This window comes from Amycolatopsis sp. NPDC005232, assembly GCF_040607795.1.
In the GTDB taxonomy this organism is placed as follows: Bacteria; Actinomycetota; Actinomycetes; order Mycobacteriales; family Pseudonocardiaceae; genus Amycolatopsis.
Window position 1 is genome coordinate 634582 of record NZ_JBEXHL010000002.1, and the last position, 18933, is coordinate 653514.

17 protein-coding genes are annotated in these 18933 nt (G+C 70.0%); 12 read left to right on the forward strand and 5 right to left on the reverse strand.

The window, feature by feature from the left end; genetic code table 11:
- Positions 1 to 131: 131 nt before the first annotated feature.
- From ABZU76_RS06785 to ABZU76_RS06795, 3 genes are all read right to left on the reverse strand, one after another.
- A complete protein-coding gene (locus ABZU76_RS06785) occupies positions 132 to 878 on the reverse strand; it encodes a trypsin-like serine protease (RefSeq protein ID WP_354865754.1) in 747 nt (248 codons plus the stop codon).
- A gap of 147 nt (positions 879 to 1025) precedes the next feature.
- Entirely contained in the window at positions 1026 to 1781 is a 756-nt protein-coding gene (locus ABZU76_RS06790) for a trypsin-like serine protease (RefSeq protein WP_354865756.1), read from the reverse strand.
- Between the two features lie 129 nt (positions 1782 to 1910).
- Positions 1911 to 2285 carry an FKBP-type peptidyl-prolyl cis-trans isomerase gene (locus ABZU76_RS06795; protein ID WP_354865758.1) on the reverse strand — a complete coding sequence of 125 codons (375 nt, stop codon included), beginning with the start codon at positions 2283 to 2285 and terminating at the stop codon, positions 1911 to 1913.
- A gap of 149 nt (positions 2286 to 2434) precedes the next feature.
- On the opposite strand from ABZU76_RS06795, the gene ABZU76_RS06800 reads away from it, so the two are divergent.
- The 4 genes from ABZU76_RS06800 (at position 2435) to ABZU76_RS06815 (ending at position 8563) form a co-directional block, all read left to right on the forward strand.
- Entirely contained in the window at positions 2435 to 5656 is a 3222-nt protein-coding gene (locus ABZU76_RS06800; protein WP_354865760.1) for a penicillin acylase family protein, read from the forward strand.
- A gap of 185 nt (positions 5657 to 5841) precedes the next feature.
- Positions 5842 to 6873: a PLP-dependent transferase gene (locus ABZU76_RS06805; RefSeq protein WP_354865762.1), complete on the forward strand. Its 1032-nt coding sequence runs from the start codon at positions 5842 to 5844 to the stop codon at positions 6871 to 6873.
- 248 nt (positions 6874 to 7121) lie between these two features.
- Positions 7122 to 7865: a hypothetical protein gene (locus ABZU76_RS06810; protein ID WP_354865764.1), complete on the forward strand. Its 744-nt coding sequence runs from the start codon at positions 7122 to 7124 to the stop codon at positions 7863 to 7865.
- Positions 7865 to 8563: a class F sortase gene (locus ABZU76_RS06815; RefSeq protein ID WP_354865765.1), complete on the forward strand. Its 699-nt coding sequence runs from the start codon at positions 7865 to 7867 to the stop codon at positions 8561 to 8563. Before ABZU76_RS06810 ends, ABZU76_RS06815 begins: the two co-directional genes overlap by 1 nt.
- 69 nt (positions 8564 to 8632) lie before the next feature.
- On the opposite strand, the gene ABZU76_RS06820 is transcribed toward ABZU76_RS06815, so the two are convergent.
- Positions 8633 to 9373 carry a FadR/GntR family transcriptional regulator gene (locus ABZU76_RS06820; RefSeq protein ID WP_354865767.1) on the reverse strand — a complete coding sequence of 247 codons (741 nt, stop codon included), beginning with the start codon at positions 9371 to 9373 and terminating at the stop codon, positions 8633 to 8635.
- An 85-nt stretch (positions 9374 to 9458) separates the two neighbouring features.
- Between ABZU76_RS06820 and ABZU76_RS06825 the strand changes: the two genes are divergently transcribed.
- The 8 genes from ABZU76_RS06825 to ABZU76_RS06860 are packed head-to-tail and all read left to right on the forward strand — an operon-like array spanning position 9459 to position 17822.
- The gene (locus ABZU76_RS06825; protein ID WP_354865769.1) at positions 9459 to 10949 is read left to right on the forward strand and encodes an ABC transporter substrate-binding protein; all 1491 of its coding nucleotides are present in this window, start codon (positions 9459 to 9461) and stop codon (positions 10947 to 10949) included.
- Positions 10946 to 11890: an ABC transporter permease gene (locus tag ABZU76_RS06830; protein ID WP_354865771.1), complete on the forward strand. Its 945-nt coding sequence runs from the start codon at positions 10946 to 10948 to the stop codon at positions 11888 to 11890. The genes ABZU76_RS06825 and ABZU76_RS06830 overlap by 4 nt, the downstream gene beginning before the upstream one ends.
- A gap of 17 nt (positions 11891 to 11907) precedes the next feature.
- Complete coding sequence (locus ABZU76_RS06835) at positions 11908 to 12720, forward strand: ABC transporter permease (protein ID WP_354865773.1); 813 nt, start codon at positions 11908 to 11910, stop codon at positions 12718 to 12720.
- Complete coding sequence (locus ABZU76_RS06840; protein ID WP_354865775.1) at positions 12717 to 13451, forward strand: ABC transporter ATP-binding protein; 735 nt, start codon at positions 12717 to 12719, stop codon at positions 13449 to 13451. Before ABZU76_RS06835 ends, ABZU76_RS06840 begins: the two co-directional genes overlap by 4 nt.
- On the forward strand, positions 13448 to 14254 hold the full coding sequence (locus tag ABZU76_RS06845; protein ID WP_354865777.1) for an ATP-binding cassette domain-containing protein: 807 nt from the start codon (positions 13448 to 13450) through the stop codon (positions 14252 to 14254). Before ABZU76_RS06840 ends, ABZU76_RS06845 begins: the two co-directional genes overlap by 4 nt.
- A complete protein-coding gene (locus tag ABZU76_RS06850) occupies positions 14247 to 15671 on the forward strand; it encodes an aldehyde dehydrogenase family protein (RefSeq protein ID WP_354865779.1) in 1425 nt (474 codons plus the stop codon). Before ABZU76_RS06845 ends, ABZU76_RS06850 begins: the two co-directional genes overlap by 8 nt.
- Positions 15668 to 16426, forward strand: a complete 759-nt coding sequence (locus tag ABZU76_RS06855) for an SDR family NAD(P)-dependent oxidoreductase (RefSeq protein ID WP_354865781.1) — start codon at positions 15668 to 15670, stop codon at positions 16424 to 16426. The genes ABZU76_RS06850 and ABZU76_RS06855 overlap by 4 nt, the downstream gene beginning before the upstream one ends.
- Before the next feature lie 13 nt (positions 16427 to 16439).
- On the forward strand, positions 16440 to 17822 hold the full coding sequence (locus ABZU76_RS06860; protein WP_354865783.1) for an amidase: 1383 nt from the start codon (positions 16440 to 16442) through the stop codon (positions 17820 to 17822).
- 22 nt (positions 17823 to 17844) lie between these two features.
- On the opposite strand, the gene ABZU76_RS06865 is transcribed toward ABZU76_RS06860, so the two are convergent.
- A complete protein-coding gene (locus ABZU76_RS06865; RefSeq protein WP_354865785.1) occupies positions 17845 to 18702 on the reverse strand; it encodes a CoA ester lyase in 858 nt (285 codons plus the stop codon).
- Positions 18703 to 18933 lie beyond the last annotated feature (231 nt).

The window sequence follows — 18933 nt, forward strand, 5'->3', positions numbered from 1 at the left end:
GATTATTCCGGCGAACGTGACCGCGTGCCGCGAGGGGAAATACGCGTGAACAATGCGGTCACGCACTGACCCGCCACCGGCAGGGGCGCGGAGAGCGATCCTGACTGTCGCTCTCCGCGCCGGTCGGCCGGCTATTTCGTGCGAGTCGCGATCCAATCCGCGATCACGTCCACCCGCGACGTCGTTTCGACGGTCGCGTGGGGGCAGTCCGGGCCGGTCGTCTCCACGGAGATGAGCTGGCCGCCGCTGCCGGACGGGACGAAGTAGGGCGCGCCGGAGTCGTAGACGCACGCGCTGGTGGTGGGTGAAGGGGCGACGCCGCGGACGCCGACGGTGGTGCTGCCCACGGAGGCGATCTGCACGGTGCCCTGCTGCAGCTTCGAGGACGGCACGGGGTTCTTCGCCGTGTGGCTACCCCAGCCCGCGAGGGTGAGACGCTGGCCGGCCGCCGGGATCAGGCGGTTCACGGTCAGCGGCGTGATGTTCGGGACCGCGCTGTCGAGCTGCACGAGGGCGACGTCGTTCTCCGCGGACTGCAGCACCTGTGTGGCCTTGCGGGTGACGCCCGCCTCCTTCGCCTCGTCGACCAGGCCGAGCGTGACGGTGGTCGGGTACGGCACCGGGCCGGACACGCGGTTGCGCTGCGCGTCGTGGAAGCAGTGGCCGGTCGTGAGGATCCACGTGGGCGCGACGAGGGAGCCCGAGCAGAAGCTCGTGTACGTGCTCCCGTCCGGGCGCGGGATGCTCGCCATGGTCAGCTTGGCCGTGAAGCCGTACTGGCCCGGGGCCACGTCGGTCCCGTCGGCGACGGCCAGGGCCGGGCCGGCGGTGAGGAGGGGCAGGAGGGCTGCTGCGGTGAGTGCGGCGCGGACGCGCATTCTTTCCCTTCGTCGGGCCACCGGCGGCGCGCCGATGATCGACCCTCAACGCTATCCAGCTACTTCCGGGTCAGGAATTCCCTTGTCGGGCGAAAGAAAACGGGCCCCGCGACCTGTGCGCGGAGCCCGTCTTCTGGTATCTGGGCGTCAGTGGGTCTGCGACAGCACCCAGTCGGCGACCACGTCGACGCGCGAGGTCGTCTCCAGCTGATCGTGAGGGCAGTCGGGGCCTTCAGACTCGACCGCCACGATCCGGCCGCCGCGGCCTGAAGCCACGAAGTACGGTGCGCCCGAGTCGTAGAGGCAGGCGCTGGTGTCCGCGGCCGGCGCGACGCCGTGCACGCCGACGGTGGTGGCCGCGACCTCGCCGACCGCCACGGTGCCCTGCTGCAGCTTCATCGACGGAGCCGCGTCCACCGAGCTCAGTGCGCCCCAGCCGGCGAGGGTGAGCTTCTGCCCGACCGTCGGCTCGGAGCGGCTCACCCTGAGCGGCGTGATCCCGCGGACCGGCTTGTCGAGCTTCGCGAGCGCGATGTCATTGGTGCCGGCCTGGACCACGTCGGTGACCTGGCGGGTCACGCCGAGCTTGCCGCGCTGCACGGTGGTGCCGAGCAGCACCGAAGTCGGGTACGGCACCGGGCCGGAGATCGGGTTGCGGTTCACGTCGTGGAAGCAGTGCCCGGCGGTGAGGATCCACTGCGGCGCGACAAGGGCGCCCGAGCAACCGCTGTCGTAGTGCGTGCCGTCGGGGCGCGGGATGTTCGTCATCGTGAGCTTGGCGGCGAACTCGAACCGGCCCTGCGACACGTCGGATCCGTTGGCGACGGCCGACGCGGGTGCGGCGGTGGCGAGCGCGGCCCCGAGCATGAGCAGAGCCGCGGAAACAATCGCGCGAACGCGCATGTCACTTTCCCCCTGGTCAGTGGCACCGGTCCCGGCCGGTGATCGGCGCAGCTTAGCGATGACCGGGGTTCACTCGAAAGAGTTCGGGCAACCGGGCTGCCCGTGGAGCCGGCCCGGTTGCCCGGAGGTTCAGTTCACGCCGACGAGGTCGACGACGAAGATCAGCGTCTCGTTCGGCTTGATCACGCCGCCCGCGCCACGCTCGCCGTACGCGAGGTGCGGCGGGATCACCAGCCGGCGACGGCCGCCGATCTTCATGCCTGCCACTCCCTGGTCCCAGCCGGGGATGACCTGGCCGGCGCCGAGCGCGAAGCGCAGCGGCTCGCCGCGGTCCCAGGACGCGTCGAACTGGTCACCGGTGGAGTGCGAGACGCCGACGTAGTGGACCGACACTGCATTGCCCGGCTGGGCCTCCGCGCCGTCACCGACGGTGAGGTCGGTGATCTCCAGTTCGGCGGGAGGGGGTCCGTCCGGGCGGTCGATTTCGGGCTTTTCCAAGGTCATGGCGCTCACCGTACCCAGCGGCGTCCCGCTGCGCCGATCGGACTAGGCCCAAAGAGGGGTTAAACGCGAATAGTCTTCACACTTCATCTACCCGTCGGTAGCGTGCGCTGGGTCACCCCTGGGGGAACCTCGTGGACGGGAGCTCCGGCATGCGACGACGCATCCGCACCCTGGCTGTTTCGGCCCTGGCCGTTGTCGCGGCGGGACTCGTGACAGCGGTCGGCGGCGCGCCACCCGCCTCGGCGGCCTTGCCCGGCAACGACTACTGCGCCGGCCAGTGCAACGACATCCTCCCGCCGGGGGAGAACGGCAGCGCGACGCTGGCGGAGATCCTCGGCAACAAGGCGTTCGGCACGCAGCCCGCGCACGCCGACGACCAGCTCGGCAAGTACGCCGACCTCGCCGGCGGCTACAAGACGCTGACCACCGACACCATCGGCAAGTTCTTCAACGACTCATCCTTCGGCGTCCCCGCCGACCAGGTCGCGAGCACGCTCCAGCCCCGCTCCGACGTCACGATCACGCGCGACAAGGCCACCGGCGTCCCGCACATCCAGGGCACCACGCGCTCGGGCACCGAGTTCGGCGCCGGCTACGCGGCCGCGCAGGATCGCTTGTGGCTCATGGACATCATGCGCCGCGTCGGCCGCGGCCAGCTCACCTCGTACGCCGGTGGCGCGCCCGCGAACCGCGAGCTCGAGCAGTCGTTCTTCGCCGCCGCGCCCTACACCGAGGACGAGCTGCAGCAGCAGATCGAAGCGACGGCCGCCAGCGGCCCGCGCGGCAGGCAGGGCCTCGCCGACTCCCAGGCCTACGTCGACGGGATCAACAAGTACATCACCGATTCCCACAACGGCCGCTACTTCCCGGGCGAGTACGTGCTCACCGGCCACGTCGACGCGATCACCAACGCCGGCACCATCGAGCCGTTCAAGCTCACCGACCTCGTGGTGCTCGCGTCCGTGGTCGGCGCGCAGTTCGGCGCCGGCGGCGGTGGTGAGGTTCAGAACGCGATCGCGAAGCTCGCGCTGCAGGAGAAGTACGGCGTGGCCAAGGGCGAGCAGGTCTGGCAGAGCCTGCGCTCGGCCGACGATCCCGAAGCCGTGAAGACACTGCATGACGGCCAGACCTTCGACTACGGCATGACCCCGGCCAACCCGCAGGGCTTGGCCCTGCCGGACAAGGGTTCCGTCACGCCGCAGCAGCTCGTCTACGACCAGTCCGGCTCCGCGACCACCGACTCGCCCGCGAAGGTCGACGTCAAGGCGCCGGCGGACCAGCAGGCGGCGAAAGGCATGTTCGACAACGGCGTGCTGCCCGGCGACATGCTGAGCGACAAGCACGGCATGTCCAACGCGCTCGTCGTCTCGGGTTCGAAGACCGCCAGCGGCCACCCGGTCGCCGTGTTCGGCCCGCAGACCGGGTACTTCGCGCCGCAGCTGCTCCTGCTGCAGGAACTTCAGGGCCCGGGCATCAGCGCGCGCGGCGCGTCGTTCGCCGGGATCTCGATGTACGTGCTGCTCGGCCGCGGCCAGGACTACTCGTGGAGCGCCACGACGTCGGCGCAGGACATCATCGACACGTTCGCGCTCCCGCTGTGCGACCCGAGCGGCAAACCGGCCACGAAGGACTCGAACTACTACCTCTACCAGGGCCAGTGCCTGCCGATGGACACCGTGGAGCGCAAGAACTCCTGGTCGCCGACGGTGGCTGACGGCACCGCTGCCGGTTCGTACACGCTGCGCAGCTACCGCACGAAGTACGGCCCGGTCGTCAGCCGCGCGACGATCGGCGGCAAGCCGGTGGCGTACGCGTCGCTGCGGTCCTCGTACTTCCACGAGGTCGATTCGCTCATCGGCTTCCAGGAGTTCAACGACCCCGACTTCATCCACTCCGCGGCCGACTTCCAGCGGGCCGCGAGCGATGTGAACTTCACCTTCAACTGGTTCTACGCCGACTCCAAGGACGTCGCCTACTTCAACTCCGGCGCCAACCCCGTCCGCAATTCCACTGTGGACCCGATGATGCCGGTGTGGGGTGACAAGGGCTACGACTGGCAGGGCTGGAACCCCAACGGCAACAAGGCGAACTACACGCCGGCCTCGCAGCACCCACAGTCGGTCAACCAGGACTACTACGTCAGCTGGAACAACGCGCAGGCCAAGGGCTACGCCTCAGGTGGCGCCGACAAGTCGGCCGTGCACCGCGCCGACCTGCTCGACACGCGTGTGAAGGCGCTCATCAACAGCGGCACCAAGGTGACGCGCGTGAACCTCGCGCAGGCCATGGAAGACGCTGCGCTCGCCGACCTGCGAGCCGAGGAGGTCTTGCCGTTGCTGCTGCAGGTGCTCGACAAGACGCCGCTCACCGGCGCGGCGGCCGACGCCGAGGCGAAGCTGAAGACGTGGCTGCAGCACGGGCACCAGCGCGTGGAGTCTTCTCCGGGCAGCAAGACGTACAACGACGCCGACGCGATCCGGATCATGGACGCGTGGTGGCCGCTGCTCGTCAGCGCGGAGTTCAAGCCCGCACTGGGCGACGACGCGTTCACCGCCATGACCAACGTCCTGCAGATCAACGAAAGCCCGTCCGGTTTCCAGAACGAGCTGCCGGGCAAGCACGTCGGCCAGCCGCACCAGGGTTCGTCCTACCAGCACGGCTGGTGGGGTTACGTCAGCAAGGACATCCGCACAGTGCTGGGCCAGTCCGTCGCCGGTCCGCTGGGCGCCACGTTCTGCGGCGGCGGCGACCTGACCGCCTGCCGCACCACGCTGGTCGACTCCCTCACGGCGGCCGCGGCGCAGCCGGCCAGCACCGTGTACCCGGGTGACGCCGACTGCTCGGCCGGTGACCAGTGGTGCGCCGACACCGTGATCCAGCGGCCGCTCGGTGGCATCACGCACGACAAGATCAGCACGCAGAACCGGCCGACGTTCCAGCAGGTCGTGGAGTACCCGGCCCACCGCGGCGACAACGTCAGCAACCTCGCCGCGGGCAAGCCGGTGAGCGCCACGAGCGCCGAGACGGGCTTGTACAACTCGCCCGCGTCGAACGCCGTGGACGCCAACGCGAGCACGCGGTGGGCCAGCGACTGGAGCGACAACCAGTCGATCACCGTCGACCTCGGTTCGGTGCAGCAGGTCGCGCGCGTGGTGCTGTCGTGGGAAGCGGCGTACGCGAAGGGCTACAAGGTGCAGCTCTCGGCCGACGGCGAGAACTGGCGCGACGCGGCCGTGGTGACCGACGGCAACGGCGGCGCGGACAACGTGTCGTTCACCCCGTCGGACGCCCGGTTCGTCCGGATGCAGGGCGTTCAGCGGGGGACCGGGTACGGCTACTCGCTGTACGAGTTCGAGGTGTACGCGCACTGAAAGACGTGGTCGGCTCGCCGGCGCGGGTGAGCCGACCGCCACATCACGGCTGCGAGGCCGTGGGCGCCATTGCCGATCCGGCCAAAAGTAGGCGCGTCCCCGGGGCATGCCGGAAGCCTGCGACGCAGGTCATAGCGCCGTGGCTGTGGCCGGATCGGCAACGGTGATACAGCTACGGTGTCGCTATGGACGAATGGACACCGCGCACGATCGCGATCGCGGCCGGGCGGCCGCACGGCCCCGGCGAGCCCCTGAACACCCCGATCGTGGCCACGAGCACCTTCGAAGCCGGCGGTGACTCCGTCTACGCGCGTTCCGACGGCACCGAGACCTGGCACGCGCTCGAAGAGGCCGTCGGTGCCCTGGAAGGCGGCCACGCCACCAGCTTCGGCTCCGGCGTCGCGACCCTGTCGGCCGTGCTGGACACACTGCCGGTCGGCTCGTCCGTGGCGGTCCCGACGTTCAGCTACGCGGTGACGCGCGGCGCGATGCACCACGCGGAGAAGATGGGCCGCATCACCGTCACCGAGCTCGAACCCACCGACACGCAGGCGTGGCTCGACTGCGACGCCGACCTGCTGTGGCTCGAGTCGCCGACGAACCCGACGCTCGAAGTGATGGAGATCGAGACCATCGCGCGTGGCACCCGCGGCCGGGTCGTCGTGGACAACACCTTCGCGACGCCGCTGCACCAGCAGCCGCTGAAGCTGGGCGCGGACATCGTGGTGCACAGCGCGACGAAGCTCATCGGCGGTCACAGCGACCTGTTGCTGGGCATCACCGTCGCGGCCGACGAGACCATCGCGGCCGAGCTGCGCGGCGCGCGTACGCGCATCGGCTCGACGCCCGGCGCGCTCGAAGCGTGGCTCGCCCTCCGCGGCCTGCGCACGATGCCGGTGCGGCTTGCGGAGCAGACGAAAACGGCGGCGCTGCTGGCGTCCCGCTTGGCGGAACACCCGGCCGTCACGAAGGTGCGTTACCCCGGGTTCGGGATGATGGTGTCGTTCGAGCTGGCCACGGCCGAAGCCGCAGACAAGGTGTGTTCCACCGTCCGGCTGATCCGCGCGGCGACGAGCCTCGGCGGCGTGGAAAGCCTGGTGGAGCGGCGTGCGTGGCTGCCGGGTGAGGAGCGCGTGCCCGCCGGTTTGCTGCGCTTCAGTGTCGGCCTGGAGGACCCGGAAGACCTCTGGCGCGACCTCGTTACCGCATTGGGCTGAACTCGGTCAACAATTCACGGAGCTTCGCCGGCGGGCCGGGAACTGTTACAGTAAAGGCACGGTTCCGCCGGCGTTCGTGTGTGTGATCGCGGTGTTGAGCCAATTCATCGCCAGGGTCCGCGGGTTCGTTACTTCTGTTTACGGTGCTTTTAATCACCGTCGAAAACGTTTCGTGTTCCCCCCATTTCTCCGGCAGGATCAGCGGACGCGGTGGGGGTCACCGCGCTTTCTTCCAGGGAGAACAACACGTGAAGAAGACCCTGGGCAGACTCGCGGGCGCTGTGCTCGCAGGCGCCCTGATCAGCCTCGCCGTCACGCCCTCCGCCTTCGCGCAGGACGAAAACGGCAGCAGCACTCCGGCGACGTCGGAGACCGCCCCGGCGACCACCGACGCGCCGGTTACGGACGCACCGACGTCCGACGCGCCCACTTCGGACACGCCGAGCTCGGACGCCCCGACTTCCGAGGCGCCGTCCTCTTCGGACACCCCGCCCACCACCGGCGGGCAGCCGACCGACACCAGCAACCCGGGCAACCCGGGCAACACCGGTGAGCCGAGCGACTCGTCGACCCCGACCACGTCGGGTTCCGAAGAGACCTCCACGCCGGAGGAGCCGCCGTACGAGGACGACATCGCTTACGGCGTCGACTTCGACGGTGGCCAGGGCCTGTTCGTGATCGCCTGCGCCGCGGGCGAGCCGACCAACGTGTCCTCGACCGACTTCGACCTGATCGAAGGCCCGCACCAGGACGAGACCGACGGCCGCTACTGGGGCTGGCTCGTGCAGCGCCACGACGGCGTGTCCTTCGACGCCGGCAACGTGACCGCGACCTGGACCTGCGGCGGCGACCAGACCGGCAACCAGCCGGTTCCGCCGGCGGGCGGCGCGGCCGCGGGCTCCGCGGGCACGACCAACGGTGACGGCAACTCGCAGGTCAAGTACGCGCCCAAGGGCGGCGTCGAGACCGGCTTCGGCGGCATGGCCGCTTGATGGCGAACACTGCGCCGATCATTACCAATCCGGCCACAGTCACGGCCGAACGGCTTCGCGGTAACGGTTACGTGCCGCGCGGGGGTCGGCCTACTTTCGGCCGGATTGGTAAGTACGGGCAGGGCGTCGCGATCGCGGGCGCCCTGCTCCTTTCCCTGACGCTGAGCGGCTGCGGTTCGGACGCCCCGGCAACCGCCGCGAAGCCCGCCCCGGTGAGCAAGCCGGTGCCGGTGACCAAACCGTTCACCGGGTTGAGGCCGACGTCGGTGGAGATCCCGAAGATCGGCGCGAAGTCGTCGCTGATCACCGTGCTGCCCAACAAGGACGGGCAGATCTCGGTGCCGTCGGTGAAGACGCCGATGCAGGCCGCGTGGTACCGCCTCTCGCCCGTGCCGGGTGAGGTCGGCCCGGCGATCGTGCTGGGGCACGTCGACGGCAACCACCAGCCGGGCATCTTCTACAAGCTCAAGGACGTCAACCCCGGCGACGAGGTCGACATCGAGCGCAGCGACGGCAAGAAGCTGAAGTTCGTGGTGGACCACAAGGACGAGGTCCCCAAGGACACCTTCCCCACGCAGGCGGTCTTCGGCAACACCGACAAGCCGCAGCTGCGGCTGATCACGTGCGGTGGCGTGTTCGACCACGCCGAGCACAGCTACAAGGACAACATCGTCGTGTACGCGAACCTCGTCTCCTGACCGTTCCCGAACGCGATCACGCAGCCCGGTGCCACCAGCGGCCGGGCTGCGGTCGTTTTCCAGGCCGGTTCAGAGCAACGGCGTGAGCAGCCCGCGCTGCTCTTCCGGCACGTACTCCGCGTAGTTGTCATACAGCGCTCGCCGCGCCAGCCGCGCCGCCAGTTCGCCGTCGGCCGCGCGCACGGCTTCCAGCACCTCGGCGTGGTGGCCCAGCCACGACTGCATCAACGCCGAACGGTCGCGGGCATGCGAGAGTTTGTCCTCGATCAGCTCCAGCACCACTCCGCGCACGACCTCGGCGCTCACCACCAGCAGGGGGTTCCGTGACGCGCGGGCGATCGTCTCGTGGAACGCGACGTCGGCCCGGCTGAACTGCGCGAACCCCTCCTGCGCGCCGGCGCGCATGGCCGCGAGCGCGGTGTCCAAAGCGGACAGATCGGCTTCGGTGCGCAGCTGCGCGGCCAGCAGGTGGGCCGAACCGTCGAGCACCATCCGGAACTGCAGCAGCTCCGCCAGCCCCACGTGGTCGGCGCGGGCGAGCCGGTGCATCGAGCGGTGCAACGCCACCGGTGACGCGGCCAGCACCTCGGGGCCACGCGGGTCGCCGGGCCGTGACCGGATCAGCTCGGCGGCCTGCAGCACGCGCAACGCTTCCCGCACCGTCGAGCGGCCGACGCCGAACTGCGTCATGAGTTCGCGTTCGCCGGGCAGGCGCTCGCCGGGTTTGAGGCGGCCGCTGACCACGGCCTCCTCGATCTGCTCCACGATCCGCTCGTAGGCGCGGACCGGGGCCACCGGCTCGAACTTCATCCCTTGACCTCGGCGTCGTCTGGTGCCAACCTCAGGCTACTGGTCAGACCAGTGTACTTGCTTGAAGGCCGGTTCAGGAGGCTGAATGAGAGCCCGGCTCCACCTCGCGGCGCTCGCGGTGCTGCTCGCGGCGTCCGCCTGCTCGGCCGGCTCCAGCGCGAGCGTGTCGAGCGGTCCCGACACACTGTCGGTGGGCTTCACGGCCGAGCCGGCGAACTTCGACTTCACCCACGCCGACGGCGCCGCCATCCCGCAGGCCTTGCTGTACAACGTCTACGAGGGCCTGGTGAAGCTCGACGCGCAGGGCCGGATCGTGCCGCTGCTCGCCAAGTCGTGGACCGTGAGCCCGGACCGCAAGACGTACGACTTCCAGCTGCAACCCGGCGTGAAGTTCAGCAACGGCGCGCCGTTCACCGCGTCGGACGTGAAGTTCTCGCTGCTGCGCGTGAAAACCGACTGGACGATCTCGATCAAGTCGGCCATGGACGTGGTCGACCACGTGGACGTCGTCTCGCCCGATCACGCGCGCGTGGTGCTCTCGAAACCCAGCAACGGCTGGCTGTTCAGTCTCACCAGCCGCCTCGGCGCGATGTTCAGCCCGACCGGCGTGGCCGACCTGGCGAACAAGCCGGTGGGCACCGGGCCGTACGAGGTCGCGTCGCGTCGGCGCGGGGATTCCATCGTGCTCAAGGAGAACCCGGCGTACTGGGGCCGCGAACCGGCGTACTCCACAGTGGTACTCAAGTACATCGCCGACCCGACCGCGCTCAACAACGCCCTGCTCAGCAACGGCATCGACGTGATCTCCTCACTCACCTCGGCCGACTCGATCCCGCAGTTCGAGGGCGACGACCGGTTCACCGTGCTGCAGGGCACCACCAACAGCGAGGTCACGCTCGCGTTCAACAACCAGCGCGCGCCGCTGAACGACCCGCGCGTGCGCCAGGCCCTGACGTACGCGATCGACCGCAAAGCCGTGCTGGACCTCGTGTTCAACGGCCGCGGCACGTTGATCGGCAGCATGGTCCCGCCCACGGACCCGTGGTACGAGGACCTTTCCGGCGTCTACCGGTACGACCCGGCGAAGGCGAAGCAGTTGCTCGCGGAAGCCGGCGTGAAGAACCTCAACCTGCGGTTGCGGATCCCGAACCTGCCGTATGCCGTGTCGGCCGCGCAGGTGGTGCAGTCGCAGCTGGCCGACGTCGGCGTGCGGACCACGATCGAGCCGCTCGACTTCCCGGCGGTGTGGCTCAAGCAGGTGTTCACCGACCACGACTACGACCTGTCGATCATCCAGCACGTGGAGGCCCGCGACATCACGACGTTCGGGAAACCCACGTATTACTGGGGGTACGACAGCAAACGGGTGCAGCAGCTGCTGGCCGAGGCCGACAGCGGCACGTCGCAGCAGCAGGTCGCCGACATGAAGCAGGTCGCGCGCCAGCTCAACACGGACGCGGCCGCCGACTGGTTGTTCCTGTACCCCAACGTGATCGTGGCGAAGAACAAGGTCACCGGGTTCGCGAAGAACCAGGTCAGCGAGTCGTTCGACCTCACCGGACTGAGGCCCGCATGACGGTGAAGGTGCTTCGGCGGGTGGCGATCCTCGTGGCGAGTCTCTTCGTCGCGTCGATCGTGGTGTTCCTGTTCATGGCCGTGCTGCCGGGTGATCCGGCACAGGTCGCGCTCGGCGTGAACGCGACGCCGGAGCTGCTGGCGAAGACGCGCGCGGAGTTCGGCATCGACCGCTCGCTCGTCACGCAGTACTTCAGCTGGATCGGCGGCGTGCTGCACGGCGACTTCGGCCGCTCGTACGTCACGCGTGAAGCCATCGGGCCGCAGCTGCTCGACCGGCTCGGCGTGACGTTGTGGCTGGTCGGCGCGGGCATGGTGGTGGCGCTGGTGATCGCGGTGCCGGTGGGGATGTTCGCGGCCGTGCGGTACCGCAAGCCCAGTGGGGTCACGGTTTCCGGGCTGTCGCAGATCGGCGTGGCGATCCCCGCCTTCCTCGCCGGGATCATCCTGGTGCAGATCTTCGCGGTGCAGCTGCGGTGGCTGCCGAGCGGCGGGTGGACGCCGCCGGACCAGAACGCGGGGCAGTTCGTGCGTGGGCTGATCCTGCCGGCGTTGTCACTCGGGTTGGTGCAGGGCGCGGTGCTCACGCGCTACGTCCGCTCGGCCGTGCTCGACACACTGGGCCAGGACTACCTGCGCACGGCGCGGTCGAAGGGCCTGTTGCCGGCGCAGGCGATGCGGCGCCACGGGTTGCGCAACGCGTCGGTGCCCGTCGTGACAGTGCTCGGCCTGCAGCTCGCGACGCTGCTGATCGGCGCGGTGGTGGTGGAGCGCGTGTTCGTGCTGCCGGGCCTGGGCAGCATGCTGCTCGACGCCGTATCGTCGCGCGATCTGCTGACGGTGCAGGGAATCGTGCTGGTGCTCGTGGCGGAGGTGCTGCTGGTGAACTTCGTCGTGGACGTGCTCTACACGGTGCTCGACCCGAGATTGCGGGGCTCGTGATGACCACGCTCACTCCTGTGCGAAACCGCAGCCTCGTGCTCGGCGCTGTGCTGGTGGCGCTCGTGGTGCTGGCCGCGCTGGTGTCGTTCGTGTGGACGCCGTACGACCCGGTGCAGGTCAACGCACCCGACAAGCTGCTGGGTTTTTCGGCCGAGCACTTGTTCGGCACCGACAAGTTCGGCCGCGACGTGTTCAGCCAGATCATGGTCGGCGCCCGCACCACGCTGTATGTCGGTGTGGTGGCGGTCGGCATCGCCGCGGTGATCGGCACGCCGCTCGGTGTGCTGGCCGGCCTGGCGCCGCGGTGGCTGGGCGAGTTCGTGATGCGCGGGAACGACCTTGTGCTCGCGTTTCCCGCGCTGCTGCTGGCGATCATGTTCGGCGCGGTGTTCGGCGCCGACACGCTCACGGCGATGATCGCCATCGGCATCGCGACCATCCCGTCGTTCGCGCGGATCGCGCGGTCGGGGACGTTGCAGGTGGGCAGCAGCGAGTTCGTGCTGGCGGCGCGCGCGGCTGGGCGCTCGCGCGTGAACATCGCCGTGCGCCACGTGTTGCCGAACATCTCGGGACTGCTGATCGTGCAGTCTTCGGTGTCGTTCGCGATCGCCGTGCTGGCCGAGGCGGCGCTGTCGTTCCTCGGCTTCGGCACGCGGCCGCCGACGCCGTCGTGGGGCCGGATGCTGCAGGAATCGCAGGAGCTGCTGACCGTCCACCCGCGGCTCGCGCTGGTGCCGGGCGTCGCGATCGCGGTGGCGGTGCTCGGGTTCAACCTGCTGGGCGACGGGCTGCGCGACCGGCTCGACCCGCGATTGGCGGCCCGGGCATGACTCTCACGGTGGACGGCCTGCGGGTCGCTGACCTGGTGCGAGACGTGTCGTTCTCGATCGGCGCGGGCGAACGCGTCGGGCTGATCGGCGAGTCGGGGTCGGGGAAGTCGCTCACGGCGTTGTCGATCATGGGGCTGCTGCCGGACGAGCTGCGGGCGACGGGTTCGGTGCGGCTGAACGATCGCGAGCTGCTGGGCGCGTCCGAACGCGAGCTGTCGCGGTTGCGCGGCAACGGGTTGTCGATGGTGTTCCAGGAGCCGATGACAGCGCTGAACCCGGCGATGCGCGTGGGCCGGCAGGTGACGGAGCCGTTCCGCGTGCACGGCCGGCGGGGGCGTTCGGCGGAGGAGCTGCTGGCGGCGGTCGGACTGCCGGGCACCGCGCGGGCGTATCCGCACCAGCTTTCGGGCGGGCAGCGGCAGCGGGTGGTGCTGGCGATGGCGCTGGCCAACGAGCCGTCGCTGCTGATCTGCGACGAGCCGACGACGGCGCTGGACGTGACGGTGCAGGCGCAGATCCTGTCGTTGATCAAGAGTTCGTTGTCTGCTGAGGCCGCGTTGCTGTTCATCACGCACGACCTGGCGGTGGTGGCGTCGGTGTGCGAGCGGGTGCTGGTGATGCTGGAGGGGGAGATCGTGGAGCGCGGGTCGACGCGGTCGGTGCTGACGGCGCCGCAGCATGCGTACACGAAGGCTCTGCTGGCGGCTTCTGATCTGGAGGCTTCGCGATGAGTCCGGTGATCGAGGTCCGAGATCTGACGCGGTTCTACAAACGCCGGGATGTTCAGGCGTTGCGCGGCGTGAGTTTCGACGTCGAGGCCGGTCAGCGGTTCGGCATCGTCGGCGAGTCGGGCTCCGGGAAGTCGACCTTGGTGCGGCTGCTCGCCGCACTGGATCGGCCGACGTCGGGCACGGTTTCCTTTGCCGGGCGGCAGATCGACAACCTGCCGGAGCGGAAGCTGGGGTTCCTGCGGTCGTCGATGCAGATCGTCTTCCAGGACCCGATGGGCTCGCTCGACCCGCGGATGCGGGTCCGGGACATCATTTCCGAGCCGTTGGGCCGCCGTTCGCCGGAGCGGGTGGCCTCGCTACTGGCTGCGGTCGGCCTGCCCGCCGACGCCGCTTCGCGCTACCCGCACCAGTTCTCCGGCGGCCAGCGCCAGCGCATCTCCATCGCCCGCGCGCTGGCGCCGAACCCGAGCGTGCTGCTGGCCGACGAGCCGGTGAGCGCCCTCGACGTCTCCGTCCGCGCCCAGATCCTCGACCTGCTGGCGCGCCTGGTGGCGGAGTTCTCGCTGACGCTCGTTTTCGTCTCGCACGACCTCGGCGTGGTGCGGCACGTGTGCGACCGCGTCGCCGTGATGCGGCGCGGGGAGATCGTGGAGATCGGCGCCGTCGAGGAGGTTTACGAAACGCCGCAGCACGAGTACACCCGGGAACTGCTGGCCGCCGCGCCCAACCTGCGCGCCGAGCTGGCCCGGCTGAGTGGAGGGCTGATTGGAGGACCGAGTGGAGGGAGCGCGGAGGATGCCTGACTACCCCGAGGGACTGCCGATCGGCGCCGACTGGGTGTCTACTTCGGACACTTCGGACGTGGTTTTCCCCTATGACGGCAGCGTGATCGGTTCTGCTTCGGTCGGCACTCCTGCCCTGGCGACGCGCGCGATCGACGAGGCGGTGGCTGTCGCGCGGGAGGTCGCGGCTCTTCCTTCTCGGACGCGTCGGCAGCTGCTGAACGACGTGGCCGCTGCTGTGCGCTCACGCAGTGCCGAGTTCGAAGCGTTGCTGGTCCTGGAAACCGGAAAACCGCTGGTCGACTGCCGGGTCGAGGTCGCGCGCACGATCGTCACCTGGGAAGCCGCGGCCGAAGAGGTGTCCCGCCTGCACGGTGAGACGGTGCCCCTGGACCTGCTCCCGTCGGGCGACGGCCTCGTCGGCTTCTGGAAACGCAAGCCGATCGGCGTTGTCGTCGGGATCGCCGGCTTCAACTACCCGGTGCTGCTGGCGTCGCACAAAATCGCGCCGGCCATCGCGGCCGGCTGTCCGGTGGTCGTGAAGCCCGCGCCGCAGACGCCCTTGGCCACGTTGTGGCTGGTCCACCTGGTCCGCTCGCTGGCGCCCATCCCGGCCATGGTGCAACTGGTCACGGGCGACGCTTCGGTCGGTTCCGCCCTGGTCACCGACCGCCGCGTCGGCGCGGTGTCGTTCACGGGCTCGGCCGCCGTCGGCCACCAGATCGCCCGTGACGCCGCCCCGACCAAGACCCTGCTGGAGCTGGGCTCGAACGCGGCTCTGGTCGTCGCTGAAGACGCAGACCTCGACGCCGCGGCCGACGCTGTGTTGAGGGGCGGCTTCTACGCCTCCGGCCAGGCCTGCATCTCGGTGCAGCGAGTCCTGGTCGTCTCTTCGGTGGCTTCGGAGTTCACGGCTCGCGTGCTCGCTCGCCTGTCCGAGGTCGCCGTCGGCGACCCGCGCTCGGAGGCCACCCGCGTGTCCAAGCTGATCGACCCCCGCTCCACCGACCGCGTCGTCGAGTGGGTCGAGAAAGCGACCGCCGCCGGCGCCCGTGTGCTGGCCGGCGGCTCTCTGCGTGACGGTGCCCTGGAACCGACGGTTTTGGCCGACGTCCCCGACGGCGTCGAATGCTGGGACGAAGAGATCTTCGGCCCCGTCGTCTGCCTCCGCACGGTGTCCGATGTGGACTCCGCCTTCGAGGCCGTCAACGCCTCCCGCTACGGCCTCCACGCCAGCGTCTACAGCCGCTCCCTCAGCACTGCCTTCCGCGCCCTTGACGAGCTCGACGTCGGTGGCGTAGTCGTGAACGAAGTCCCCGGCTTCCGCTCCGACACCATGCCCTACGGCGGCGTCAAGGACTCCGGCATCGGCCGCGAAGGCCCGCGCTTCGCCGTGGAAGAACTGACCGTGACGAGGATGGCGGTGCTACGCCCGTGAACTACGAAAACCTCTTCCGTCTTGATGGCCGCCGTATCGTGGTGCTCGGCGGCGGGAGCGGCATCGGCCGCGAGGCCGCGCGGGCGCTGGCCGCGCACGGTGCGCACGTGATCTGCGCGGACCGCGACGTTCCTGCCGCACGGGAGACCCGCGTGGCCGAGGTGTACGGGATCGATCTCCTTCAACCGGGTGCGGTCGAGCGCGCGGCCGAGGAACTGGGCGAGCTCGACGCGGTCGTGCTCACCGCCGGTGTGAACGTGCGCAAGCGCCTCCTCGACTACACCCGCGAGGAGTTCGACCGCGTCGTCGAGCTGAACCTCGGCGTCGCGTTCGAGGTGGTGCGGGCGTTCGGCGGGCCGATGGTCGCGCGCGGCCGGGGCAGCATCATCGGGTTCTCCTCGATTCGCGGCACCACCGTCGAGCCGGGCCAAGGCCCTTACTCCGCAACGAAAGCCGGCCTCGTGCAGCTCTTCCGCACCGCCGCCGCGGAGTTCGGGTCGTCGGGCGTCCGCGTGAACGCCATCGCGCCGGGCGTCGTCGAGACCCCGCTCACCGCGCAGATCAAGCAGAATCCCGGCTGGTACGACGCCTACGCCACCAAGGGCGCCCTCGGCCGCTGGGCTCGCGCCGACGAACTGGCCGGCGCCGTGGTGTACCTCGCTTCGGACGCTTCGACATTCGTCACGGGCTCCGTGCTCGCCGTCGACGGGGGTTGGACCGCCGTCGACGGACGTTTCGAACCACCCGCTTCGTGAATCGGAGGTAACGATGGAGCTGGCCGACCTGACCGCGGTGGACCTGGTCGCGGGCTACCGCGCAGGCACGGTGTCGCCCGTCGAGGCGACCGAAGCCGTTCTCACCCGCATCGAGGCGCGGGAGCCGCAGCTGCACGCCTTGTACGCGTACGACGCAGCTTCAGCGCGCTCCGCCGCGAAGCAGTCCGAAGCCCGCTGGCACGCCGGTGAACCGCTGGGCCCGATCGACGGCGTTCCCTTGACGCTGAAGGAAAACATCGCCACCCGCGGCACGCCCGTCCCGCTCGGCACCGCCGCCACCGCACTCACCTCGGCCGCCGCCGACGCCCCCGCCGCCGCGCGCGTTCGCGAGTCCGGCGCCGTGCTGCTCGCCAAGACGACCATGCCCGACTACGGCATGCTCACCTCCGGCCTCTCCAGCTTCCACACCGCGACCCGCAACCCGTGGGACCTCTCGCGAACCCCCGGCGGTTCCAGCGCCGGCGCCGCCGCGGCCGCCGCCGCGGGCTACGGACCCCTCCACGTCGGCACCGACATCGGCGGCTCCATCCGCCTGCCCGCCGGCTGGTGCGGCCTCGTCGGCCTGAAGCCGAGCTTCGGCCGAGTGCCGGTGGACCCGCCGTTCCTCGGCCGCGCCGCGGGCCCGCTGACCAGGACCGTCGCCGACACCGCGCTGCTGATGGGCGTCCTGTCCGCCCCTGACGCCCGCGACCACCTCAGCCTCCCACCGGCCACCCTCGACTGGACCGCGCTGGAGTCTTCGTTGCGCGGCCTCCGCGTCGGCCTCCACCTGGACCCCGGCGTCGGCCTCCCCGTCGACCCGCAGATCACCGCCGCCGTCACCGCCGCCGCAGCCCTCTTCGAATCCGCGGGCGCCGACGTCTCCCCGGTCGCCCCCTTCCTCACCCGCGAACTCCTCGACGGCCTCGACGTCTTCTGGCGCGTCCGCGCCTGGTCCGACCTGCTCGCGCTTACGGAGGACCGCCGCGCCCGCGTCCTGCCCTACATCGCCACCTGGGCCGAGGCCGCCGGTTCGGTATCGGCCCTCGACACCTACCGCGGCTTCGCCTGCATCGACCGCATCAGCACCGCGGCGCTGGCGGCCACCGCCGCCTACGACGTCGTCCTCTCCCCGGTCTGCGCCGTCTCCGCCCCCGCGTTCGACGCCGCATCCCCCACCAACGACCCCGCGCGCCCCTTCGAACACATCCCCTTCACGGTGCCCTACAACATGTCCGGCCAGCCCGCGATCGCCCTCAACTGCGGCTACACCACCGACGGCATCCCGATCGGCCTGCAGATCGCGGGCCCCCGCTTCGCCGACCTGGCCGTCCTGCGTGCTGCCGCGGCGTACGAAGGGCTGCGCCCGGAGCAGCGCCCCTGGCCGGTCGGCTGAGGACCGACCGTCCACCTGGGATTCAGGCGCCGACCGCCGCTGCCAGCGCCAGCACCCGCTGCGCTTCCTCCACATGGAGGTTCTCGATCATCCGCCCGTCCACCGTCACCACACCCCGCCCGGCCGCGCGAGCCTCGTCGAAAGCCGCGATCACGCGGCGCGCGTGGTCGATCTCCGCGGGAGACGGGGCGAAGACCCGGTTGCACGGCTCCAGCTGCGACGGGTGGATCAGCGTCTTGCCGTCGAAGCCGAAGTCGCGGCCCTGGCGGCATTCGACCTCGAAACCCGAAGCGTCCTTCACGTCGTTGTAGACGCCGTCGAGGATGATCTTGCCCGTGGCGCGGGCGGCGAGGATGGCGGTCGACAACGCGGAAAGCAGCGGCCAGCGGCCCGGGATGAAGGCGGCGTGCAACTCCTTCGCCAGGTCGTTCGTGCCCATCACCAGCACCGTCAGCCGCGACGACGCGGCGGCGATCTCCTCGGCGTGCAGGATCGCGACGGGCGTCTCGAGCATCGCCCAGATCTTCGTCTCCTCAGGCGCGCCGCCGAGCTCCAGGGCGCGCTCGATGTTGTGCACCTCGCCCGCCGAGTTCACCTTCGGCACGACCACGGCGGCGGGGCCGGCGGACGCGGCGGCCCGCAGGTCGGCGTCGTGCCATTCGGTGTCGAGGCCGTTGACCCGGATGGCGACCTCGCGCGTTCCGTAGTTCCCCAGCGCGGCGCACACCCGCTCGCGCGCGGCTTCCTTCGCGTCCGGCGCGACGGCGTCCTCTAGGTCGAGGACGAGGGCGTCGGCCGGCAGGGTCTTGGCCTTCTCGAGCGCGCGTTCGTTGGCGCCCGGCATGTAGAGCACCGATCGGCGGGGCCGGATCTGCGTCATGCTCGCTCCTCACGCGACTGAACTCGACGGGACCGGACGGGATTCGACGGTCGCCAAACCCTAATCCGGGCCCGTGTGACACCGCTGCGGCGAAGGTCACCGCCAACCGGGTGACCCCCTCCCACCTGCGACGTCCACAGTGGAACACGACACGGTTGCGCCGAACGGCGTAACGCGGTGGACTCTTTGCCATCGCGGAGTTCCGGGCCGCGGGCAGTCGTTCGTAGTCGG